18 protein-coding genes, 1 tRNA gene and 2 pseudogenes are annotated in these 22,546 nt (G+C 60.0%); 12 read left to right on the top strand and 9 right to left on the bottom strand.

All coding sequences use genetic code 11. The features are described 5' to 3' along the window. Positions 1-4: 4 nt before the first annotated feature. Complete coding sequence (locus NKJ73_RS22195; protein ID WP_352571028.1) at positions 5-1,687, bottom strand: GMC family oxidoreductase; 1,683 nt, start codon at positions 1,685-1,687, stop codon at positions 5-7. Next, a complete protein-coding gene (locus tag NKJ73_RS22190) occupies positions 1,680-2,075 on the bottom strand; it encodes a sugar dehydrogenase complex small subunit (protein ID WP_352571027.1) in 396 nt (131 codons plus the stop codon). Before NKJ73_RS22190 ends, NKJ73_RS22195 begins: the two co-directional genes overlap by 8 nt. A gap of 285 nt (positions 2,076-2,360) precedes the next feature. Between NKJ73_RS22190 and NKJ73_RS22185 the strand changes: the two genes are divergently transcribed. The 4 genes and pseudogenes from NKJ73_RS22185 to NKJ73_RS22170 all read left to right on the top strand — a co-directional run bounded on the left by NKJ73_RS22185 (position 2,361) and on the right by NKJ73_RS22170 (position 5,477). Continuing rightward, positions 2,361-2,903, top strand: a complete 543-nt coding sequence (locus tag NKJ73_RS22185) for a nitrilase-related carbon-nitrogen hydrolase (protein ID WP_352571026.1) — start codon at positions 2,361-2,363, stop codon at positions 2,901-2,903. A 2-nt stretch (positions 2,904-2,905) separates the two neighbouring features. After that, the gene (locus NKJ73_RS22180) at positions 2,906-3,247 is read left to right on the top strand and encodes a carbon-nitrogen hydrolase family protein (RefSeq protein ID WP_352571025.1); all 342 of its coding nucleotides are present in this window, start codon (positions 2,906-2,908) and stop codon (positions 3,245-3,247) included. Positions 3,248-3,599: 352 nt separating this feature from the next. Continuing rightward, a pseudogene (locus NKJ73_RS22175) lies at positions 3,600-3,701 on the top strand (transposase); the annotation flags it as partial. A gap of 432 nt (positions 3,702-4,133) precedes the next feature. Then, positions 4,134-5,477 (top strand): hypothetical protein, encoded by a 1,344-nt coding sequence (locus NKJ73_RS22170; protein WP_352571023.1) that lies wholly within the window; start codon positions 4,134-4,136, stop codon positions 5,475-5,477. 173 nt (positions 5,478-5,650) lie between these two features. Here NKJ73_RS22170 and NKJ73_RS22165 read toward each other — a convergent pair whose 3' ends face one another. The 5 genes from NKJ73_RS22165 to NKJ73_RS22145 form a co-directional block, all read right to left on the bottom strand. Next, a complete protein-coding gene (locus tag NKJ73_RS22165) occupies positions 5,651-6,523 on the bottom strand; it encodes a restriction endonuclease (protein WP_352571021.1) in 873 nt (290 codons plus the stop codon). A gap of 41 nt (positions 6,524-6,564) precedes the next feature. Beyond that, entirely contained in the window at positions 6,565-7,143 is a 579-nt protein-coding gene (locus tag NKJ73_RS22160) for a hypothetical protein (RefSeq protein ID WP_352571019.1), read from the bottom strand. A 170-nt stretch (positions 7,144-7,313) separates the two neighbouring features. Beyond that, the gene (locus tag NKJ73_RS22155; RefSeq protein WP_352571017.1) at positions 7,314-8,183 is read right to left on the bottom strand and encodes a nucleotidyl transferase AbiEii/AbiGii toxin family protein; all 870 of its coding nucleotides are present in this window, start codon (positions 8,181-8,183) and stop codon (positions 7,314-7,316) included. Beyond that, on the bottom strand, positions 8,176-8,796 hold the full coding sequence (locus tag NKJ73_RS22150) for a type IV toxin-antitoxin system AbiEi family antitoxin domain-containing protein (protein ID WP_352571124.1): 621 nt from the start codon (positions 8,794-8,796) through the stop codon (positions 8,176-8,178). Before NKJ73_RS22150 ends, NKJ73_RS22155 begins: the two co-directional genes overlap by 8 nt. A gap of 231 nt (positions 8,797-9,027) precedes the next feature. Continuing rightward, positions 9,028-9,486, bottom strand: a complete 459-nt coding sequence (locus NKJ73_RS22145) for a very short patch repair endonuclease (protein ID WP_502900477.1) — start codon at positions 9,484-9,486, stop codon at positions 9,028-9,030. Positions 9,487-9,563: 77 nt separating this feature from the next. Here NKJ73_RS22145 and NKJ73_RS22140 point away from each other — a divergent pair, with 77 nt between their 5' ends. The 6 genes from NKJ73_RS22140 to NKJ73_RS22115 all read left to right on the top strand — a co-directional run bounded on the left by NKJ73_RS22140 (position 9,564) and on the right by NKJ73_RS22115 (position 18,480). Further along, the gene (locus tag NKJ73_RS22140) at positions 9,564-11,168 is read left to right on the top strand and encodes a DNA cytosine methyltransferase (protein WP_352571015.1); all 1,605 of its coding nucleotides are present in this window, start codon (positions 9,564-9,566) and stop codon (positions 11,166-11,168) included. Between the two features lie 45 nt (positions 11,169-11,213). After that, the gene (locus NKJ73_RS22135) at positions 11,214-13,958 is read left to right on the top strand and encodes a Z1 domain-containing protein (RefSeq protein WP_352571013.1); all 2,745 of its coding nucleotides are present in this window, start codon (positions 11,214-11,216) and stop codon (positions 13,956-13,958) included. Between the two features lie 22 nt (positions 13,959-13,980). Then, the gene (locus NKJ73_RS22130; protein ID WP_352571011.1) at positions 13,981-14,961 is read left to right on the top strand and encodes a PD-(D/E)XK motif protein; all 981 of its coding nucleotides are present in this window, start codon (positions 13,981-13,983) and stop codon (positions 14,959-14,961) included. A gap of 98 nt (positions 14,962-15,059) precedes the next feature. Then, positions 15,060-16,781, top strand: coding sequence for a hypothetical protein (locus NKJ73_RS22125; RefSeq protein WP_352571009.1), 1,722 nt, complete (start codon positions 15,060-15,062; stop codon positions 16,779-16,781). Then, positions 16,778-17,686: a hypothetical protein gene (locus tag NKJ73_RS22120; RefSeq protein WP_352571007.1), complete on the top strand. Its 909-nt coding sequence runs from the start codon at positions 16,778-16,780 to the stop codon at positions 17,684-17,686. Before NKJ73_RS22125 ends, NKJ73_RS22120 begins: the two co-directional genes overlap by 4 nt. Then, positions 17,683-18,480, top strand: a complete 798-nt coding sequence (locus NKJ73_RS22115) for a DUF6339 family protein (RefSeq protein ID WP_352571005.1) — start codon at positions 17,683-17,685, stop codon at positions 18,478-18,480. Before NKJ73_RS22120 ends, NKJ73_RS22115 begins: the two co-directional genes overlap by 4 nt. A gap of 423 nt (positions 18,481-18,903) precedes the next feature. Here the strand turns inward: NKJ73_RS22115 and NKJ73_RS22110 are convergent, their stop codons facing one another. Beyond that, entirely contained in the window at positions 18,904-19,080 is a 177-nt protein-coding gene (locus tag NKJ73_RS22110; protein WP_352571003.1) for a hypothetical protein, read from the bottom strand. Positions 19,081-19,404: 324 nt separating this feature from the next. Between NKJ73_RS22110 and NKJ73_RS22105 the strand changes: the two genes are divergently transcribed. Further along, positions 19,405-19,476: transfer RNA gene (locus NKJ73_RS22105), tRNA-Arg, on the top strand. A gap of 686 nt (positions 19,477-20,162) precedes the next feature. Beyond that, the gene (locus NKJ73_RS34305) at positions 20,163-21,398 is read left to right on the top strand and encodes a SpvB/TcaC N-terminal domain-containing protein (RefSeq protein ID WP_502905394.1); all 1,236 of its coding nucleotides are present in this window, start codon (positions 20,163-20,165) and stop codon (positions 21,396-21,398) included. Here the strand turns inward: NKJ73_RS34305 and NKJ73_RS22100 are convergent. After that, a pseudogene (locus NKJ73_RS22100) lies at positions 21,338-22,383 on the bottom strand (ParB/Srx family N-terminal domain-containing protein); the annotation flags it as partial. The gene NKJ73_RS34305 and the pseudogene NKJ73_RS22100 sit on opposite strands and share 61 nt — an antisense overlap. Between the last annotated feature and the right edge of the window lie 163 nt (positions 22,384-22,546).

The raw sequence follows: 22,546 nt of genomic DNA, 5'->3' as shown, positions 1-22,546 counted from the left end.
GAATCTACGATCCTCTTTGCAGCAACGAGGAAATCTTCGATGCTGCCCGCAGCGCCAAGGCTGCGACGGTCAAGGTTGGGTTGGCTGTTCCACCAGTGGGAAAGGTAGAAGCGCCAACGATAAAGAGGTTGTCGTGTTCATGGGCGCGGCAGTGCTGGTTTACGACCGAGCTACCTGCATCACTTCCCATCCGCGTTGTGCCGATGATGTGACCTGCGCCTGAATAGGTATCTTTTGGTTGAGGTTTGCGATCAGCATCTGGGATCTCGAGGCGATCGAAAATGCTCGAGATTAATGCCGCGGCCTTTTCGAAAGCCAGGCGGTTGTAATCCTCTAGGTGCATGGAAAGCTGGGCGCGTGGCATGCCAAACGAATCGGGTACTGCGTCAGCAAGTGTGACGCGATTGTCGGCGGAAGGCAGCATCTCGGTGGAATAGCTTATTCGGAACTGCCGGATCAGCCGATCACCTAACGCGACCCTCAATCGAGCTCCGATCAAGCCGTCCATAAGCTTTTGTTCAAGAGCCGCAAACGGAGTCTCGACCCGGCCCATGCCGTCGTTGCCGATCGAGAGTCGGAAGGCGGCGTGCGACGCCCGAAACGTACCGTCGCGAAAGGTATCGATGCCCACCGTGGTGGGTGGCCCGCGATAGGGGAAAAGCGGTTGCGGAACGACAGCAGCGGTCTGGCCCTGGAGGTGATCCATTAGGTTGCGGCCGACCTGACCGCTGCTGTTTGCCACGCCGGTGGGCGCCGCGTCACCGTCGCTAGAGATCAGCAGGAGGCGGGGTGTTTCGATTGCATGAGCTGCAATGACGTAAATGTCGGCCTGGAGACGTCTCTCGCCCCTCCGCCCCTGTTCATCCCACCGGGTATAGCGCAAAGCACTGACGCGCCTGGTCATTCTATCAAGCTCGATCCGCGTCACGACGGCCTGCGTGCGCAGAACCGCACCAGCGGTCGTAGCCTTGCTGACATGCACAGTGGCATCGTACTTTGCGCCAATTGGACATATGGGAACGCAGGACGAATTTCCCGCGCAGGCCGGCCGGCCGTCATACGGTCGTGAGTTTCGGGCCTGGGGCGTGGTTAACACGCGGACATCGGCTCCATCGAAGGTCAACCCCTCGACGGCTTTCGCAACGACGATATCGCCGTAAGCCGGCCATATCTTGCTCATCGGGAAGGCACGGCTACGGTGTGCTCCGTGCAGGCCATTGAGCTCCGCATGATCACCGGCAACGCCGAGCTCCGTCTCGGCTTCACAATACCACGGCTCCAGGTCGTCGTAGTCGATCGGCCAATCCACGCCCACCCCATAGGAGGTCGCCAATCGGAAATCCGCCGGCACATGGCGCGGCATGTTTCCAAGCATGTGCCACGTCGATCCACCGACCCGGCGCAGATACGTACTTTTGAAAGGCGAAGGCCCCAACTGGATGTAGTCCTTTTCGGAATCGGGGCTCCAGACCGGAGACGGAGGCTGGTTGTCGGCATATGGGGAACGTGGCGTTTTGATTGCCGCAAGCGAATAGTCCGCCACGAGATCCTGCCGGTTCCCGCCCGTCGGCCCGGCCTCGAGCATCACGACGCGGTAGTTGGCGGCGGCCAAACGGTAGGCAATGAGGGCGCCAGCAACACCGGCACCGACAATGGCGACGTCGCAGCGGTCAAGATCATCAGACATCTGGAGCGTACCTCCAGTGGCCAAAATAGCCGCCGGAAAGGCCCGGCGGATGGGCTCGCGCGGCGCGCCAGATCAGTCCCCCGAAATACGCCTCTTCACTAACGAATGCGGCTTCGACACCATTCTCGGCTGAAAGTCGCCCGGCGTACCAGAGATGTGCGAGCCGTCGTGCCGCATGGCCAACCTCCGGCTGTTGCTCCATCGTGGCGATCAAGGCCGCCTCTGGATCGGCATTGGCCTTCGCTTTATCGACGGCGATCGCGAGGCTGGCGAGTTCGGAAGCCCAATCAGGCCTCGAGGACATGATCGTGGCGTAGACCTGTTCAAGCTCCCCGCCGATATCGGAGTAGCCGGTCACAAACCTCGACATTTCTAGAAATGTCGCCACGCCCTTGCTATCCCCCAGATACCATTATTCCTACTCCCTACCTTTTACCTCAAGCAAGCCGTACGCTCCGATTGTCGGTCCTCATCTATGACATAGAGGCACGTTCTAGATGGCGCTGCCACTGCGGCAGGCACTCCCAAGAGCTGAATCGAACGAGTAAGACTGACACAGTTTTGTTACTTGTGACATTACGCGCTCCCACAGCCAAGTCTACTGGATAGGCGGTCGTTCCCTTGATACCTTCGGAGACGAAATAGAAAAGGACGCTATCTTGGAGGGGAACTGATGACACGAATTGCATTTTTCTTCCTTGTCTATCTTTGCCTTTTGGGCAGCCAGCTTCGGGCCGACGAACCACGCCCGCCGGTGCGAGTGGCCGTGGTTCAGTTAAACTCTTCCAAGGTGGGAGACTTCGGCGCGATGTTAGGTTACGCGAAGGCTGCGAAGGACCGGGGGGCCGAGATCGTAGTCTATCCGGAAGAGGCGGTTTTTGGCTGGCTCAATCCAAAGGTGTTCTATGAAGCGCAGCCAATTCCCGGTCGGGCGCAGGCCGCCTTCGCGACCATTGCGAAGCAAGCCGGTGTTTGGGTTGCGACGGGCCTGGCAGAGAGAGGCCCACAGATAGCCTCCAACCCGGCCATCTACGAGGTGTTTGATTCCGGCATACTAATAGATTCGGAGGGCCGGTTAGTCCTGCATTACCGCCAGCACAACGTCATCAAAAATGCGTTCAGTGAGTGTCCGGTCAAGTATGGATCGCAAGGATGCAGTTATCGCCGGGTCCGCTCAGTGATGTTGAAGTCGTCGAGACCCCGTTTGGTCGCATAAGCATGCTAGTATGTGCCGATGCATATACCTTCGACACGTCGACGTTAGATGCCCTGAAATCGCTGAGGCCAGAACTCGTCATTATTCCTTGGGGCGTTACGGCGGGATCGGCCGCTGAGTGCGGCAAGACCGGCTTCAATGCGACGGGCTTCGCAGTGCAGGCGGCGGCACATCTCGGATCGGCCTACGTTGTCGGCGCCAATTCGGTGGGATCACGTCCCTACGGCCGGTTTCTTCCTTCCTGGTACTGCGGAACAAGTGGCTATGCGCCCCCCCTCGGAAAGGTGGGTGGGGTTGCGGACGAAGAGCAAGAAATGGCGATTTTTGATATCCCGCTTCAATAGGCGAGATCAGCAGACCCCCCATTTACCTGACGCGCTCGAATTCGAGCGTATACGGATGAGGTTGTTCCCGATCATCACCTTTCGGCGATCTTGTCCAGAAGCGAACTCAGCAAGCGACGCCGGCGGGTGGCTCCAAGGAAATCTCCCCTTCGTCGGCAGTACTCAAGGGACGATTTTTTCAACGGCACCGGCGCTACCGCATGGACCGGAGTGGCCAAGCGTCACAGAATGCGAGGATGCGTAGCAAGATCTCTGGCCTGCTGCCGGTTCGTGGACGCCGAGATAAGGTGTTTGGACTGCCCCTGGCGCGATAGACAGGCCCCGCCTAACCTTTGAGCATAGGAGGCAGCTTGTGAGTACGCAGCGGTTTACCCCGGAATTCAAGGAAGAAGCAGTCAAGCAGGTCGTTGACCGCGGCTACGGCGTGCCGGATGTCGCTGCGCGTTTGGGCCTCTTCAGGCCTCCCGAGATCACGATCTTGGTCCATGTCTCGCAAGATGTTCTCATGCGGAGGACGAGAGAAGCCGTCAAATCAGTCGGTCGCAGAAAGGGATAGCAAGGCGTGCGATTCGGAAAGCTGTGAGTCGGATCGGCTGTCAGGCAAAAACCGCAGGTTCAAATCACGGGCACGCAACAGCGACCTTCACTGATCGGAGCGATTAGGCGCGCGTTTCGCCGCCTGTTTCGGTCGAGCCGGTTTAGGCGCCGTTGAGCTTTGCCCATACCAACGTCTTTTCCCACAGTCGATCGTTGATGACGCAGCGAGAATTTGATGGAGTACCGTCAAAATTGACAAGATCGATACGCCCACCTCTATTTCTGGATCGATTGATCACTGCAGTTGGGGCCGTGTACACGTGGGCGGAAGAAGACAGAGGTCGAGACGGTGAGGACGGTTTCTCGCGACGAGCTTTACGAGCAGATCTGGTCCAAGCCGATGACCGAGGTTGCTGCGGACTACGGCGTTACGGGCACGGCATTGAAGAAGACCTGCGATCGCCACCACATTCCAACACCAGAACGCGGATACTGGGCAAAACTGAAATACGGCAAGCGCGTCAACAAGCAAGCGCTGCCTCCATCGGCCGAACCAAACTTGGCGTTGGTGAGGATCGCAGGAAGTTCCGAGCAGCACCTGTCGCCATCCGTCCGCGAAGCCAAAGAAAAAGCCCGAGATAGGCTCCACAAGCACGCTGCGGCCAATCCGATGGTGGCCACTACGCCGGAGTCTACGCCCAGCTTCGTTGAGCTCCCGTCTCTCGCTGTCACAAGGCGCGCGATCTCAAAAGCGCGTCCGGACGATGAGGGCTTCGCGATCGTTCGGTCCAGGGGCGTTGTCCCTCTCAAGATTGCTGCGGCTTCCATTGAAAGGGGAATTCGCATCCTAAGTCAGTTGTTCGCTCTTGCAGAAACTCAAGGCCATTTGCCCAAGGCAACCGAGAACGGGTTGGTACTCGTTGTCGAGAATGAACCAGTTGCGTTCGGCCTGGAGGAGCAGCCCGAAAAGACCCTGCATCAACCGACGCCGGCAGAATTGAAACGGCGGGATGAAAGAACGCGTTGGGGCAGCACCAACGACGCTTGGCCCAAGTACGACCAGTCTCCATCCGGCCGGCTCGCTATCGTCATTCACGCCAACCCGTATTCAGGCCTTCGCCGCATATATTCCGACGGAAAGACGCAAGCCTTGGAAAGCATGCTGCCGGACATATTGGCAGGCTTCGTTGGACACGCGGCGTTCATCAGCGAACGCAGGAGAGAAGGCGAGGAACGAGAGCGTCGTCAACGAGACGCCGAAGCCCAGCGGCAACGCGAGGAAGCGTTCAATAGCCGCGAGAAGCGCCGTATGGAATTTGTGGATGCGATCCATGAACAACTGACCCATCGGGACAAGCTGAACGCGGTGCTGACCCATCTCGAGAATACGACGCCTGAGGATGTCGGCAGAATGAGCGCGATGGCGACTTGGATCCGGCAGCGCCTGAAGCAGATCGATGCTCTGATCAGTCCCCATTTCCTCGATATTTCGGCAAGATCATCGAAAGTCGATTTTGATGAGCCAGACCCTGAAAAAGAGGCCGAGAGCGGCAATGGCTACTTTGGTTATTCGCCTTCCATCAGCCTTCAACTTTGGTCGATTGACAACGAAAAGAAGCTGGCCACCGCGTGCTCACCGCTGGGATGGGCGAGCGCTGTAGGGACGATGGTCGAGAAAAATCCGCCGGATTAGAGGAAACTATTCTGCATGAAAGATGCGCGGTCATCAAGACCACGCTGAAAAGCTACCGCTTTCTGGTCGTCTATTGCGCCCGGGTCGTGTCTCCATGTTGGCCGCTGAGGGGGTAGATCATGATCCCGGGAAGAATTTCTGCCTGACACGGCGATTGCGCCCTAGCGCCCGTTCTAGCTCCAGAACCGACAGGTGGTATTGGTCGACTCGGCGTTTCGAGCAGATCGCGTCGAGCTTGTCGTAGAGTGTGGCGTCCTTTGAGCTGAGGTGATCACGCCGAACCCTTGGGCGCCGTATTGCTCGAGCATGTCGCCGACGTCCGTCAGGCGTGTGGCTCCGAGGGACGAACCGTTGGTGACAAGCTTGCACTGGAAAATCCATTTCTTACGCTCCACCCAAGGGCCAATTGTTGCCTCATGGATGATGATATCGCGGCCGCCATCCCTCGATCTCGATTTGCCGAGCTTCCGAATGGTATCGGAATTGAACTTCGGGTTGTCAAAGATCAGCTGGTAGCAAAGCTCTTCGAAGGCCTCGTCGTCCAAGCTCGTCCAGTCGCACTGAAAGAAAGGCGCGGCGCCGGTCGCGGTGGACAGCTCTTCGGTCATTTGGGCCGAAGCCTCGCGGAGCGCCTTGGCCGTCTGCAGCTGCGCCGGCCTGATGTCGTAGAGGAAATGGAGGAAATAGCCATCATTGACGAACGCAAGCGTACCAGTCTCGTGAAGGTAGCAGCCCTCCGCGAGCGTTGGCATGCCTTCTGCCGTGTCCCAAGTCGTGATGCCCATGGGAGCGGTTTTCTCTGCTTTCGGCGAACGGAGCGCGTTGAAGGGGTCGGATGACCAGCGTTCGCCATACTCGTCGTCTTGGGTCACGAGCCCTGCGCAGACCCGGGATTCGAAATACCGACCCGATGGGAAGCGGACCAGGAGGCCCTCGTGATGCACGAACGACTCGCCGTTGACGATGACGAAATCGGCTGGCAGGAAGTCATTCAGACGGTACTTCTGATCCGTTTCGACGAAGAATCGGTCGGGGCCTATCGCCACCGGCACAAGCCACCCGGTCCGCGAAGCATAGCAGCTCCCGCCTAGTATGCCGCTGAAGCCGCTGCGATGAACCCGAGGCGCCGCTCTGGGAAGCCCTCCATCTGACTGCTCCATGCCTCCGGCGCTTCGGATCGCAACTCGCTGTTCGCGGCGTGAAGGTTGGCGAAATACCAGTCGATAATCTCCGGCGCTCGGGGAACCAGGGTCTCTAGCTTGTCCTCATAGTCATAGACCTGTTCGCGAAGGTTCTGCAGTTCCTCCAGTTCTGCATCGTCTGTGAAATCCTCGAGTTCCCCGAGCAGAAGCGCACAGTCGGCGATGGCGCCGAATAGTCCCGGCCTTGGTCCAGTGAGGACGGCCCTGATGCAGCGGTAGCCTCCGGGTGGGTTTTCGGTCCTGACACACTTCGCATGTACAGCCATCCGTTCGATGGCCCACGACGCGTCAAGAAGATCTCCGCAGATGTCGCGATAGGACTGGGTTGACCCGAATGAAGGGAGCGGCACGTAAACGAAAATCCGATCGTAAGCATGTGGATCAAGCGTCGCCAGATCCATTTCGAACTCTTCGCCGAGATCGATCTCGAGCGTTCGCGCATTGCCCCCGGCATCGTCCTCCATCTTGTTTATCCCTTATCCTAGGTACCAGCCCCACCGGCTCCCGTTTCTGGCTTGCATCCCGGTTCAACGACCATTGTAGGCTGTCGATCGAAAACACAGCGTCAATCGGATTGGCGAGCTGCCGACAGGGTGCCATTTACAGCAGATACGTCCGGGTTACGGGCCACAATTTAATTGTCAGACGATCTGATGCGCGCGCACGATGGTCCCACCAGCGCCCAGACGGCATCCACAACCTCCACCAGCGACAGGCCGTCGTGGTCGATTGATTGTGCGTAGGCACGCCATTGGCGCTGCTTGGTCCCATCGTCCAGCAATGTCGTTGAAAGACCAGGTGGCCTACCGTTAGGAATGTCAGTATGTCGCCGCTCGAAAGTCGCTCGGATAGCAGCATCCAGATCCGTATCTGCGAGAGGGACTGCCTTGGGGATCGCCCACAGATCGTAGTAATCTTTCATGCGACCGTTGGCGATGCCCAGCGCGACCATGGCCTGAAATTTCTCAGCGATAACTGTTGCCGGGGGATAGGTCCGTATCTGCGGCGTCTCCATGCCAAGCAACGATGGATAGGCGAGCGGTTGCGCCGCTGCAGCTAGAGCGTCGCCAAACCCTATGTCGATCGTAATTGGGATCCTAGACCGCTCCAAAAAGGCTGTTGTGCGTAGGCGAACCCCGCCATATTCCATCTCTTCGCGGATCGTGGTTGCAGTCAGGCCTTGGGTATCGAATACAAGCCCATCGTCGGTAGCGATTGCCATGATTTCGGCAAATGTAGCTCTGAGCTTTTCCGGGTTGGCATCGCCATGCCCAAGAAAGTCAGCGTCTCGCGTCTCGCGATTGCCACCGTCGATCCATAGGGTAACGAGCATCCCTCCCTTCAGAATGAAACGATCGCGCTGGTCCGAGACAGACAGGCGGTAGAGCAGCCGTTCTAGCGCGTAGCGCACCAGCACGACTTCATAGACCCGCGCTTCCTTGCGGGCGAGGTTCAGCAACCGCTGCTTGATCGAGGCGGCCCGATTTTTCGGGTCTCTATCCATTCGAGGTGAGCGCTTCAAGATAGGGGCGCATGATTCTCCAAGAGTCGCCGGCGATTGCGACTTCGGCTATTTTACTGGGCGTGGCCTTGCGCTGTTCAAGCGCGGCCCTCAGGCCTTCGACCGCGACCGAGCGGTCGACCAGCTTTCGGTTGCGGAAGACATCGGCGAGGGTTTTCGGGACAGAGAAGATCGGAACGTCGACCCCCGAAATTCGATGATGCTCGATTCCTTGGTTCATATATTTGTCCCGAAGCTCGACGATGCGGATCGGGGGATATGAAGGAACCGGTGCCCAGTCCCTCGCGCTGATTGCGACCCATATCTTGCGAGGCATCTGATCCGTCAGCCCGTGAAAGGCCAGCGCGGAAACCATCGCGATGACGCCTTTCGGCACCCGCTTCGCGGCTTCGGCGAGTGCCTGTTCAGTCTCGACCTCGCTACCGGCGCGTTGGTAGAGGCCGCGTGAAATGCGAATGAGTTCGCCATTTTGGACAGCGCGCGATATCGTCTTGCCGTCGATTCCGGCCTTGCGGAGTTCATATGCGCGAACGATCGGCGTCGAGTTCAAGAGTGTGGCGAGTTGTTCACGCTGGGTTAGTTCCAGGCTATCCATTTGTGGCACACCCTTGGTAGCGTTTCTGTCGGCCAGCTTTCGGGACACCTGCGGCGTCACATATCCTAGGTGTCATCTCGAACATACCCAGGATATGTGACATGCAAGCGCGTCACAAAACCTGGGTCTCCTTCACATCATACCCAGGTTATGTGACACAGGTCCAGGCCACATATCCTGGGTCTCGTTTTCGACACACCCAGGATATGTGACATCACTCCCCCTGCGAGGCTAGCGGCGCGGGCGAACAAGATCGCTTTCGAAATCACCGCTTTCCGACCACACCCAGGCCAGCACCCGTCCAACCGTCTCATCGAGATACGCTGCCCGAAGTCCACATTCCCAGACGATAGCGACGCGCCAGCCTTCGGCGTGCAAGGCATCGACCACCTCGCGGTCTCGGGTCACGTTCCGATCGAACTTCGCAGTCCAGAATTCCGACCTTGACGCTGGTCTGCTGCACCAGTGACAACCCGTGTGACGATGCCAGAAGCATCCGTGGACGAAGATCACCGCCCGTCGCGAAGACAGAATTATATCTGGTCGGCCAGGCAAAAGCGCCCCGTGCAACCGATATCGCAGGCCAGACCGATACAGCGCCTTTCGCAATGCCATTTCCGGCCTGGTATTCTTCCCTCGAATGCCGGACATCATCCGAGAACGGGTCGCCTGATCAACTACATCTGCCATCGATCCAAGCCTGTCATTTCCCCGCAGAGGTGATATTAATCGGACTTTTGCTCCCCGGGGTCGAAAGCGCATGATTCTTGCCAACATATTCAGTTGTTGACATATTTGCAGGTCCTGGAGGACTGGCAGAAGGGTTTTCGAGCGTTTCCGGCGCCGATGGAAAGCGCGCGTTCAAAATTGCTCTGTCGATCGAGAAGGACAAGGCGGCGCACTCAACCCTGCAGCTGCGCAGCTTCCTCCGCCAGTTCGGCAATTCCCTTCCTGAAAGTTACTACGATCTGATCAATCAGGGGGGCGACATACCCGACTGGTCCAAACAGTACCCAAAGGAATGGGCGGCTGCGGAAGAGGAAGCTTGGCAACTCGAGCTTGGCAAGGAAGATCCCGACGATCGACTGAACGATCGACTCGACGCCATCCGGACCGAAAGCGACGGCAAAGTCATCCTTATCGGCGGCCCGCCCTGCCAAGCCTATTCCCTCGTTGGCCGTGCCCGCAACCAGGGCAAGGAAGGATATGTGGCCAGCGAGGATCATAAGCACTTCCTGTACAGGGAATATATCCGCATCCTCGATCGACTCCGGCCAGCGGCCTTTGTCATGGAAAACGTCAAGGGCATGCTGTCCTCGTCGGTCGACGGCGAGAATCGGATTTTCGATCAGGTAATTCGTGACCTGCGTGGAGACCGGCCCCATGGAGAGGAATACCGGCTGATTGCGCTGGATCCGCGCAGCCGAGGACAACTTGGCTTTGGCAGGTTTGAACCACGCGCCACCGATTTCATAGTTCGTGCCGAGGATTTCGGAATTCCTCAAGCACGCCACCGGGTGATCGTCGTCGGCCTCAGGTCCGACCTGGCTGCGGATTTGCCTGATTCGGCCCTCGCCGATCTGATGGTTCGCCATAGCCTGACTGCAACCGTCGGCAATGTACTGGATCGGATGCCGAAGCTGCGCAGCGGTCTCAGCCGAGGCGTCGACAGCCGGGAGGAATGGAAACAGATGGTCAGCATCGCCATGGCCTTTGTTGCCGACGTGGACACTGGTCTGGCCGATGATCTGCAAGCAGCCTTTGCGCAGACGGCTCATCAATATCGTACGAACTTCGAGAGTCTGAACGACATACCCGGCCGTGAGGCGCGAGGCGTCGGCATCTCGCCGGACTGCCCCTCCCACCTTCGTGACTGGCTGATCGATCCCAGGCTGGAGACGCTGCCAAATCATGCGACTCGTAGCCATATGGCGAGCGATCTTGCGCGTTATTTCTTTGCAGCTGTTTTCGCCGAAGTCGTCGGCCGCTCACCGAAGGCTTCGGATTTTCCAGAGGAGCTGGCACCGGAGCACGAGAACTGGAATTCCGGCAAGTTTGCCGATCGCTTCAGGGTGCAGCTCTCGGGCGGTCCTTCAACGACGGTTACAAGTCACATCTCGAAGGATGGACACTACTTTATCCATCCTGATCCAATGCAGTGTCGCAGCCTTTCGGTGCGCGAGGCTGCGCGTCTTCAAACCTTCCCCGACAACTATCTCTTCCAAGGCAATCGTACCCAGCAGTATATCCAGGTTGGCAATGCGGTGCCGCCTCTCCTTGCCCGCTGGATCGGTGAAGCTCTTTTCGTGATTCTGACGGCCGAGAGACGCGATGCAACAGAAAACGAAATGAACCTGTCGTATGTTGCCTGACCAAGCCCGTTTGCAAGATCACGCGGATATTCGCGTACGGCTCTTGTGACGAAGTCGTTCGCGTTTTTTCATTTCAGCTTGCAGCCGATGGCCTGCGGCGTACAAACTCCATTCGGGGCGATGAGTCTATTCACAGCGGGGCGGGCGATGTCGGTATCAGCGACACAAATGGATGCGTTTGTCAGGCAGTTGCGCGCGCGACTGTCATCGGCAGACGGCCTGGATGATGCGGCTCGCCTCGTCCGGCAGGACCTCGAACCGTTTCTTGGCCGCTTCTCGGACGAGACCGAGCAGGATTTTGCCGCCGCCATCGAACAGGTTCGCGGATCCATTCGCCCCGTCGAAATTCTCAGGGTCAATTCGATCTTCCGAATCCGCCAGGACTGGTATCACGGGCCGGCGGAGACTGATCGTCACTGGCCCGCGTTGCGGGCATATCTCGTCGACTCCAAGGGCTGGTCCGCAGACACTGTCGATGACCGGATCGGCAAGGCGTCGAACGAGATCGTCTCCCTGCTCGAAAATCCCTCGAAGGAGAGCTTTGCATGTCGTGGTCTGGTCATTGGACACGTGCAGTCCGGCAAGACCGCCAACATGACCGCCGTCATCGCAAAGGCGGTCGACGCCGGCTACAATCTGGTGATCATTCTGGCTGGCCTCACGAACAAGCTTCGCAAGCAGACGCAGGGGCGCATGCAGAAGGATCTGGTCGATCGGCTGAGAGACCAGTGGCAGCTCGAGACTCGGGATGACGAGCAGGGTGATTTCAGGATGCCGCCCAATGGCGGCTTTCCGATGCCTGTGGAAGGGGCAGCGCAGCTCGCAGTCGTGAAGAAGAATGTTGCTCCGCTCGGACAGTTGCTTCTTACATTGGAGCGCACCCTGCCCGCGATTCTGCGCCGTCTCAAGGTCCTTGTCATCGATGATGAATGCGATCAGGCGAGTGTGAACACAGCCTCGGGCGAGTACGATATGACTCGCATAAACGAGAAGATTCGCCTCATCCTCAAGAAGATCCCGGCAAATTCCTACGTAGGATATACCGCGACACCGTTCGCAAACGTGCTCATCAATCCCTTCCCTGCTGGAGGAAGGGAACTCGACGACCTCTACCCGAAGGACTTCATAACCGCGTTGCCGACACCAGGAGGTTATTTCGGGACCGAGCGTCTGTTCGGCCGCCCGCCTGTCGACGCGGATTCCCCGCAGCCGGAAGAAGAGGGCCTCGACATGATCCGGGAGATCCCGGAGGACGACACGGCGTTCCTTCAGCCTCCGAGCCGGGCAGAAAAGGATCATTTTCTGCCTCGCATGACGGAATCGCTCGAAGATGCGGTTCTGTATTTCCTGGCGTCTTGCGCAGCGCGACGGTTCCGAGGCGATGCAGACAGCCACATGTCGATGCTGATCCACACATCAGCGTATGTGATCATGCATGAGCGACTGGCCACCTTGGTGAAGGCATGGCTCGAGGTGATCGCCGACCAGATCACGGACCCCGGATCTGCTCTTGGGACACGGATGCTCGGTCTCTGGGAGGCCGAGCAGCAGCGCGTGCCTGATGACCTGTGCGTCTTGCCCCATGTCACCGGAGATCAGCTGATGCCATTCATTCCAGCGGTCCTCGAGGCGCTGGAAGTTCCTGTTGAGAATGGCACCAGCGAAGATCGGATCGACTACGATGGTCCTCCACGGACGTACATCGTCGTCGGCGGCTCGATCCTCGCTCGCGGCCTGACTATCGAGGGCCTGTGCGTGAGCTATTTTCTGCGCACATCCAGCCAGTATGACACGCTGCTGCAGATGGGGCGGTGGTTCGGCTATCGGCCCGGATACGAAGACATGCCGCGCATTTGGATGACCGACTCGCTCAGTACGGCGTTCCGTTCGCTCGCCCTCATCGAGGCCGAGATCAGGGGGGATGTGGCGGAGTACGCGGTCCGCAAGACGACGCCTATGGAATTCGCGGTAAGGGTGAGGTCGATCCCGGGGATGGCGATCACTGCCGCAAGCAAGATGAGAGCGGCTATCCTTACCGACGTGAGCTATGCCGGCAAGCACGTGCAGACAATCCGCTTCGATCATCGCAGGCCTGAGATCGTCCGGGGAAACTGGACCGCCGCCGCCCATCTGATGACACAGGCCACCGACCTCGGATTGCGCGACCGGGAATCGACGCGCATCCTGTTTCGCGGTGTCCCCGGGCGCCTGATAGTGCAGTTTCTTCGGGCATACTCGGTGCAGGCGTCCCACAGGGAGCTCTCAGCCGAGTTCCTGCTGGGATACATCGAGGCATCTGGCGACAGCGCGCGAACATGGAACGTCGGAGTCGTCGAACCGAGGAGCGGGGAGCCGTCGGCAACACCGATGGGCGAACTTGGCCCGGTACGGCTTTCGACAAGAACGCGACTGGAGCGGCCGGATGATTTCGCCGACATCAAGGCGCTGATGTCGCGAAGAGACGTCCTGTTCGACTGTGCCGATGGCGGAGAGGCCACGGCAGAGACAGATTGGACCAGGCTGAAGGCCGTGCGCGCAAGCGTCGTCGGCAACGTGCCGCTCCTGCTGCTCTATCCGATCGACAGGAACTCGACACCGAGAAGGCCGTCGGGCCAGCGCGTCGCCCTTGAAGCCGTCGGGGATCTGGTCGGCTTCGGGATTGTCTTTCCCGGGTCGGCAGACGGCTCAGGCGGATATTACAGCGTGAGACTGGAACCACCATCGGCCGACGATCTCGAAGATATCGAAGACGAGATCGCGGAACAGCTCGAGGCCGGCCGTGTCCACTGAGCCGTCGCTCGAAGAGTGGTCCATGCTGCGCCGTGGTGGTCACGCTTCGAGCGAGCTCGGGATTCCCAGCGTGGATACGGGAATCGAGACCGGCTTCGGAAGCGTTCGTCTTGCGCTGGGCAATGCGGGCGAGCTGCGCGTGCTCCTCCCGATAAGACACAGCGAACGGATCGCGCAGGTCCCGAGCAGTCCGTCGCTTGGGATCGGCATCGCGACTTACTCTCTCAATGGTGTCTCCGTACGCTATCTTGACATTGTCTGCCTGGCAGCCGGCCTGGACGGGGTCTTTGCGGATGTCAGCGCGGAGATGATGAAGCGTATCAGGGCCGGCTTGTCTCCAGTCGACGCCTGCGCGTCGACGCTCGACGACTTCAGATCGCTGCTCGCCGATCCGACTTCTGGAGTAACAATCCAGGAAGTGAGAGGTCTCGTCGGCGAGCTCCTGATGCTCCGACGGATGCTTCGGCTTGATGCGCGCGCTTGGCAGCTCTGGCGCGGCCCCATGATGGAACGTCATGATTTTCGCGCTGGCAGACTCGCACTCGAGGTCAAATCCTCCGCGAGGGTGACGGGACTTTCGGTCCAGATTTCAGCGATCGATCAGCTGCTCGCTCCAACGGGAGGCGTGCTGCATCTCGCGCTATATCAGCTCGAGCAGTCGACGGGCGGCGACCTTTCCGTGTCGAGATTGGCCGCAGAAGCCACGTCGATGGCGTCGGACTCCCTTGGGGTCCGGAATCTTCTTGCGGCTGTCGGCTGCGCTGACCCGAACGCTCCGGTGTGGAACAGGGCGAACTTTCATCTTGAGGGTGAGCACCACTATGTTGTCGGCGACGACTTCCCCAGGATCATCCCGGAGAGCTTCGCGACCGGGGCGCCGCCCACAGGCGTTACCATCCTTTCCTACTCAATCGACCTTGTCGCTGCCGAGTCCAGCCGTCTGGCTGCCGTTCGTGCCGACGCTCATGTCAGCGAGATGATCGCATGCCTCGACCACCCCTGACACTGCACTCCGAGGCATATTCGGCTTCCGGCAACCTGGCCGCCGACGGCTATCTGAAGCTGCTCGGTGCGCCCTCGATCGATCTTGTCCAGACGGTGGTGAGGGAGGCCGTGCAGAACAGTTGCGATGCCGCCCTGTCCGACGGCGGAGCCGAGGTCCATTTTCGGTTGCGTACGCTTGATCCGGAACAGGCCGCGATTCTGCGTCTCGACATCCTGAGCCAGCGACCGCTCGACGGCAAGGCGGCGGGCAGCCTCGACGATTTCCTGCATTCCGAAACTCTGCGAGTGCTCGAGATCTGTGACTTCGGCACAGCCGGTCTCGCCGGACCGACTAGAGCTGACCTGGCGTCCGATGACGAGCCAACTGACTTTGTCGATTTCCTGAGGAACGTGGGGTCACGCCGCAACACCGTGCACGGCGGCGGCACATACGGCTATGGCAAGACTTCTCTCTATCTGGCGAGCCGCTGTTCGGCGATCGTGATCGACAGTCAGACCTCCCTTGCAGGCGATCCCGTCCGCCGCCTCATCGCTGCCCAGCTTGGATCAGCATTTGACGCGGACGACCCGCACGGAGTGAGACGAAGGTTCACCGGAAGGCACTGGTGGGGTATTCCCGCCGACGGCGATGAGTACGTCGACCCGATCGAAGGCCGGGAGGCGGCGGACCTTGCCGACGCGATCGGCTTTCCTGCGCGCGACGCTACCCGATCAGGCACATCGATCATGATTCTTGACCCCGCGTTTGTCGGCGCCGATGGCGAGCATGCGATGAGCCTCGTACAGGAGGCACTGCTCTGGTTCTTCTGGCCCCGGCTCATCGAGGACACGCCCGAGACCCGGAAGATGCAGTTCCGCGTTTTCATCGAGGATACGGAATATCCACTGCCGCGGCCTGAGGACTTTCCTCCACTGGATCTCTACGCGCGTGCAATGAAGGCCTTGCGGACCGATCCGGCGAGTGGCGAGGAGATACGCTCCTTTCGGCCGAACAGGGTGCTTGGTCGCTTGAGCATGGTTCGAGGGCTCCGGGCAGATCGAATCTCGCCAGCAGGTCGTGAGGGTAGCCTGTTCCCGGAGCGATCCGCCGCGATCGCAGTGATGCGGCCCGTGGAACTGGTGGTTCGCTACTACGAAGGTGTGCAGCTTCCCGATGATCGCTTCGAGTGGGCTGGTGTCTTTATCGCGTCAGATGAGCAGATCGTCGAGGCTGCCTTCGCAGAAGCAGAGCCGCCCGCCCACGATGATTGGCAATTCGAGGCGCTCGCCGACAAGGAGGCGCGCAGTATCGTGCGGATCGCCGTCCGCCGCATCAAGGTTGCCGCGGCAGAATATGCAAATCCGCCGGCGGCGGCGCCGATCGGCGGCGATAATGGACCGTCGCTTGCGACGGTCGCCGGCCTGTTTGGACGGGTACTCGAGGGTGAAGGCGAAGGTGCAGGTCCTCGAGCTCCCGGGGGCGGTGGTGGCGGTGCAAGCCGTGGTGGCACCGGCGTCACTCGGCCCTTGTTCCTGAGACTGGAGGAAGGCCAGGACGGGCCTGTCGCGGTTTTCGAAATGGTCGTGAGGGGCGACGGCGCGGCAAACTCGCTGCTTCTTGAACCTGCACTTGTGATGGACGGCGGCACCGCAGCCGAAGCGCCGTCGACCGTCAAACCTCGTGTGCTCGACGCTCGCAATGAGCTCGGAGAATCGCTCGGCAGCGGGACGCGGATCGAGATCGGTGATCGAGTCGGCAGGTTCGAGGTGGCTGTTGCGATGCCATCCGATTGCGCCGTGACGCTCGGTGCGCGACTGTCCGCGGCAGCCGACACATGAGCCGTATCGCCTTTCCATTCCTGACGCTAGGGACCGACGCCGTGCAGGCCGGCCCATGGGTACTCGTCGAGAACGATCGTGAAGTCGTGATAGAAGATCCCTGGATTGCGGACTGGGACAGCGGACGCGACGTGACCCTCAGGCGCCGGATTGCTGTCGATCTTGATATCGCCGCCTCACAGCTGCGGATCGACATCGCGCAGCTCGCCTTGGTGCTGTTGATGCGCGTCGGCACGGGTTCGGGCAACATGCCCCGAACGATCATTGCGGCGACGCGTCGCGAAATTCGCGCTGGAGAAATTCTTCTCGAGGAGCGAGTGGCGGGACACGGCCTTTCCCAGCGCCTTCTTGCCGAGACAATGATCCTCCTCGGCCAACCCGGTTCAGGCGCCCACACGCTGTCTCCGTCGCGACCAGCATCGAGGCTCTGGTCTGACCGGATCGATCTGCGTCTCGAGGGCGAGGAGCCCAGATTCCCGATGGAATCACTGAGTTTCTCCCGCCGCTTCGCTGGAAGGCCGGAAGCCTATGCGCCATGGTACCTGCACTGGGCCCCAGGAAACCTCCACCGGGACTTCGGCGGAGCTGTGCGACTTTTCCTCAACAGCGATCGCCCCGACTTCACCGAGCGTCTTCTCGCCGGCGATCGTGCCACCCTCCAGGTGGTGCTTGCCGATGTCATGACGCAGATCATCGCGACATCGCTGCGACAGTCCGATTTCGAGCAAGCGGTCGCTGAGAGCGACTCCAACTCCATAGCAGGTAGAGTCGAGTTCTGGATCCGGCTGGCCTTTCCCGGCCAGGACATCCAGACGATTCGGAGCATGCTCGATCTAAGACCATCCTCGTTCCATGCAGCGGTTCTCGCCGCTGCGGACGTCGCGACCGAGGAGGCTCGCGCATGAGCGTGGCACTACTGCCGAGACTCGACCGCATCGCAGTCGACGCGTGCCTTTCGTCTACAGCGGGTCTCATGGTGACCGTCGATGCTGGGCTGGAGTCTGCCCATTTTCCTGTCGAGGCAACTTATGCTGCGAGCGGTGGAAGCCCGGTGCCCGACGAGTTCCTCCGGACACTCCGATCGGCTCTGCTCGAGATCGGGCATGCCTGCGGATTTCCGGACCGAGGTAGCGCCATCGAGCGAGCTCGGTTCGACGAACTTGCATCCATCCACCTTGCACAGGTGCCTGAGTTTGAAAGCGGAGAAGCACTGCGGGATGACGTGTGGGCGTTCCTCGCGACGGTAGTTCTGCCTGACCTTGTGGCATGGCGATTCGCCGGAAGGCCGGCCGAGCGATTTCAGGGAGGCATCCGCAATGCATTCCAGAGGCTGTGGATGAGAGGGCGAATACTCGACAGAGGTCCTCTGACCGGCCGCCGCTGGGAGCTGCTGGCAGAGCTCACGGAAGATGCTCTTGTCCAGATCACCGAGCGCCCATCCATCGGAAGTGACGCGCGACTTGCGCGCGGGTTCGCCGAGGCCTGGGTCAGGGCGGCAGGTCGGCTCGGCCGTCCGGCTATGGAAGATGTAACGCGGGAAGCTATCATCCGGCTGAGACTGCGGAATCAGATCCAGGTCCTCTCGGAGATTGAGGATTCCGAACTGGGGACCGTCATGGATTCCTTCTTCACCGGAGACAGTACACCGCCAGCGCCTGCCAAGCCCGGTTGGGTAGGCCGCCTCCTCGGTCGGACCTGATCAGCAATTGGCAGCAGTTTTGTTCGTAGGAAGGATGCGAATGCGCTCGCGGTTCTATCAGTCCCTGAAACTGTCTCAGGGTCGGCAACGAAGGGCAATCTACCTGGCAAGGTGAACCGAGCGAGCCTCGCCGCCATCCGACATGGGCGGGATCTCATCCGGCTGCGGAACGAGTGCGTGCGAGCACTGTAACCGCCTTCCGGAGTTGCGCTTCGTCGAGGCTGGCAAAGCCGAACCGAAACGCCTCGGGCGCGTTTGCCGCGTCCAGCGTCAACCGGATTCCCGGCGTGACGGCAACGCCTGACCGAGCTGCAGCACTGGCCCAGGTCTCCGCACTTCTACTTCCACGCAATCGTAGCCACAGCGCCAAGCCTCCTGCTGGGAGGTCGAACGTGACGTCTTCACCCAGAAGCCGGCGATTTCCTAGGCCAGGAAGTCGCGCCGCGCTGCATAGATCCGCCGCGCTTTGCGGGCGTGCCTGCGCAGTTCGCCGTCCTCGATAGGCGCTGCCAGCGCTTGGTTGGAGCGGCAGGTCGCTTGGCGGTCGATCGCTTCGCGCCGGTCCGCCATGCGGGCAAGGATGTCCGGCCGCGCGGCCACGCAGCCAACCTTACCGCGGGCGCGAGCAATTTAGAGAGAGAACCGACATAGACGATGGCTTGGTCCGGATCCGTCCGCGCGGCAAGCGGCAGCACGGGGCGACCGTCGAAACGGTACTCATGATCATAGTCGTCTTCGCCACATCGATACCCTGGGCGTCGACCGGCACACCGATGATCTTGGCGCCTGCCGCTCGGAACGCCGACCAAGCGTCGGACAAAAAGCTGGGGTGATCAGCGCTCGTCGAAAGGCGCGCGCCAGTTCAACGCGAGGCATGATCCTCAGGATCGGGGGATCCGTCCGACACGCGCAACAGGGATAGCGAGGCCTTTCCGGTCTCAGCCATGCTGATTCCTAATCTGTAGGTCACAGGTTCGATTCCTGTCGGGATCACCAATATTTTCAGGTGCTTAGCAAATTGCCGCCGTACTTTTTTGCAAATTAGTACGGCAATTAGTACGGCGTTTTTGATGGCCAGTCGGCAGCGCTGATATGGATTCGTGCGACATCCATTGTCTTGTTGCGGGGATGCGCAACCGCTGATACCGACATTTCCTTCAGATGGCGATTTGAGGTTCGAGTCTGTCGAGAAGACTCGCCGCACCGGTCTCGTGTTGATAAAAAGCGTTTTTCTGAGATTTTCGTACTGGATTGTATCACAGTTTGTATCTCAATCTGTATCGCTCAATGCGGAGCCGATATTAAGCTCGTAGTGGCTCAATCTCGAAGCTTGGAGCATCGCCCATACGCTAACCGGCGCTAACGGAGAGGATGCCTGGGGCGCCGGTCTAGACGAAACGAGCGCCGTGGCCCTGGTCCTCCGCAGTTTCTTTCGGAACTTGCGCGTGAGCGTCAGCGACGTTCGTAAGGGCAATAGTCTGCGTTGCTATGGTTGATCAATCAAACAGCGGCCGATGGCACCCGCAGATCGGCTTAGGGCGTCCTTGGTTGTTCAGAGACAATCTCTCATACGCTCACCTCTCCTAAAAATTTCCCTGTGGATATTCCCTCTATGACGATGCGGTGTCGTATTCGTTTGGTCGCGGCTGAGTAGAAGTAAGCAACTTGGGCCCGGGGGAATCATGAACAAGTTGCTTGTTGGCGCGGCATTGCTTGCCGCCGGTGTCTTCGGCGCGGATACATCTTTCGTTTCTTATATTAGAATCTCCGCAGGGATGGCGGCTTTTGCGCAGGAGGCGCAAGGAACTTCGTCCGACCCTAGCGCGCCCGCAAGCGGTGACCTTGGCAATGGCGGGGCAGCTATGGGCAGCGGCGGCTCATCGGATCAGCCGAGTGCGGGGGATGAGCCCGCTTCCGGCAGTGCACCTGCGACCGAGACCCCAGATGCAGCGGCCGCGGTCGGCACGACAGATCAGTCGACCGACACGGAAGCTGCACCCGAGGAGCCGGCCGCAGCGGCTGCCACCGCGACAACGACCACGACAAGCGGCGATCCCGAGGCGATCGGCACGCCCAAGGTGGACCTGCCGAAGAGTTCAGGCAATGGCAATCTGGGCTATGCCATCGGCATCGACGTCCCGGACTTTCGCGGCATTGAGCCGTCGATCGCGCTCACCTACGAGTCTTCGCGCAGAACCAAGCTAGGTGCCCTCTACCAGGGCTGGCTGGGCTATGCCTGGGGTCTCGGCGGTTTCGACGTCATCGAGCGGGCAAGCCCCGGCTATGGCATGCCGGCCTTCGATGGCACCGACATCTATCTGCTCGATGGCCAACAACTGGTCGCCTGTGTCGCCGGCATGGTGTCGCCGTCGTGTTCGACCGGCGGCACGCATGCGACGGAGAATGAATCCTATCGCCGCATTGCGCTGAACGGCACCACCAACGAATGGAAGGTGACCGATCGCGACGGCACCGTCTCGACCTTCCGCTCGGTCGCTGCCGTTGCCAACCTGACGCCGACTGCCGGCACGCCGGCCTATGATCTGGCCCTAAGCTATCGCTGGCTGTTGACCTCGGTCACCGACACCAATGGCAACAGCGTCGCCTACAGCTACACCTGTCCGGCAAGCCCGGTCTGTTACCCCGATACGATCAGCTACAACGGCACAGTCGTAAAATTCTATCTGGAGACACGGCCCGACCTGATCCTGATGGGCAATGGCCGCGACATCTCCGAGACCAGCCAGCGCATCAAGGCCATCGGCGTCACCGTCGGCGGCTCCCTGCGCGGCGCCTACAAGCTGACCTACGATCAGGCGCCGTTCTCCAACGCCTCGCGTCTGATCGCCGTCAGCCCGTGCCCGGCGAGACAGATGCTGGTCGGGCGGATTTCGAGGCAGTGGGCTTCCGCACCCTGATAGAAGGTCTGCGCGGCAAGCGTATGGGTCACCGCGACCAAGGGCGAGTCCGGCTTTTCGCCAAGCGCAAGGCGAAGCCCAAGCGTCCGATGAGCGGTCAAGTCGCGAATGAGAAGGTCCGAGAACGGCTTGCCGTCGTCCTCCGCTTCTTCGTCGCTGCCGCCATTGGTATCCGAACCGCTGCCGTCTTCGATGATCTCGCCATTGTCGTTGACGGCGTAGTCCTCGCCGTCTGACCGCGTTTCCGCTTCCGGTCCCGCCTGCTCATCCTCGGCGCGAATGAAGCCACGTTCGATGCGCGCCGCGCCGTCATAGGAAAGCACGACAAACACGCCGCCATGCGAAACAATATCAGGATCGTAGGCGTGGCGCGAGCGTCGATGCGCTCGATCTCCGCTTCAAGCTTACCGAAACGCTGATCGACATCGTTGGGCAGTTCCTAGGCGCTATCCCATTCCTCCGCGAGCCGGTTGAACTCGTCGGATGCCGTGGCGTAGGCGGCTTTGTCTTCCTCCGACAAATCCACCGGTTGCGGGTAGGTGCGGCGCAATCCGTTTGCGTGCGGGTAGTCGATATGGACATCTGCCCATTTCCAGCCTTCGGTCTGCCTGACGGTTTCCGCGATGCCTTGCAGCTTCATTTCATGCGCATCGTTCACGGTGTCGATGACGCAGCGGATCGGTTCGGTCTTCCTGATCTGCTTGCGCTTGACGCGCAGCAATTGCGCCAACCTGCGGCCTTCGCCGATGCTGACGAAATAGAAGTCGGTCTCAGCACCCTCCCCGTCAAGCTCCGGCTCGACCACAAGGTTTTGCAGGATGCCCTTGGCGGGGATACTTGCCGCATAGGCTTCGATGATCGCCTCGCTGTGCGGGGTCTTGCGCGCATTGCGGGGCGACTTCTTCAGCTTGTTCAGCGGAATGAAGACCTCGGTGCCGCTTTCGCCGGCATTTGCGGTCTTCGCACTTGTTTCATTGGTCGTCATGGTTCTGGTCCTTTCCCGTTACATGCGGAAGGCATGCCCCTCGGCATGCCTTCCGGGGGCGCGTGAGCGCGCGGCAGAGAGGGGGGCGAATGCCGGCGAGCGGAGCTGGGCTGCGCGTCGAGCGGGGCGGATCGGATCAGTTCAAACGATGATGGTCATGTCG

Source organism: Mesorhizobium sp. M0074 (assembly GCF_040322975.1).
GTDB lineage: Bacteria > Pseudomonadota > Alphaproteobacteria > Rhizobiales > Rhizobiaceae > Mesorhizobium.
This window is presented reverse-complemented; position numbering and strand designations above follow the sequence as displayed.

Coding starts and splice junctions, on each gene's coding strand:
- NKJ73_RS22185 (WP_352571026.1), top strand. CDS start 2,361: ATGACACGAATTGCATTTTTCTTCCTTGTCTATCTTTGCCTTTTGGGC.
- NKJ73_RS22115 (WP_352571005.1), top strand. CDS start 17,683: ATGAGCGTGGCACTACTGCCGAGACTCGACCGCATCGCAGTCGACGCG.
- NKJ73_RS34305 (WP_502905394.1), top strand. CDS start 20,163: ATGAACAAGTTGCTTGTTGGCGCGGCATTGCTTGCCGCCGGTGTCTTC.
- NKJ73_RS22150 (WP_352571124.1), bottom strand. CDS start 8,796: ATGGATAGCCTGGAACTAACCCAGCGTGAACAACTCGCCACACTCTTG.
- NKJ73_RS22195 (WP_352571028.1), bottom strand. CDS start 1,687: ATGTCTGATGATCTTGACCGCTGCGACGTCGCCATTGTCGGTGCCGGT.
- NKJ73_RS22130 (WP_352571011.1), top strand. CDS start 13,981: ATGCTGCGCCGTGGTGGTCACGCTTCGAGCGAGCTCGGGATTCCCAGC.
- NKJ73_RS22145 (WP_502900477.1), bottom strand. CDS start 9,486: ATGGCAGATGTAGTTGATCAGGCGACCCGTTCTCGGATGATGTCCGGC.
- NKJ73_RS22160 (WP_352571019.1), bottom strand. CDS start 7,143: ATGGAGGACGATGCCGGGGGCAATGCGCGAACGCTCGAGATCGATCTC.
- NKJ73_RS22180 (WP_352571025.1), top strand. CDS start 2,906: ATGCTAGTATGTGCCGATGCATATACCTTCGACACGTCGACGTTAGAT.
- NKJ73_RS22155 (WP_352571017.1), bottom strand. CDS start 8,183: ATGGATAGAGACCCGAAAAATCGGGCCGCCTCGATCAAGCAGCGGTTG.
- NKJ73_RS22120 (WP_352571007.1), top strand. CDS start 16,778: ATGAGCCGTATCGCCTTTCCATTCCTGACGCTAGGGACCGACGCCGTG.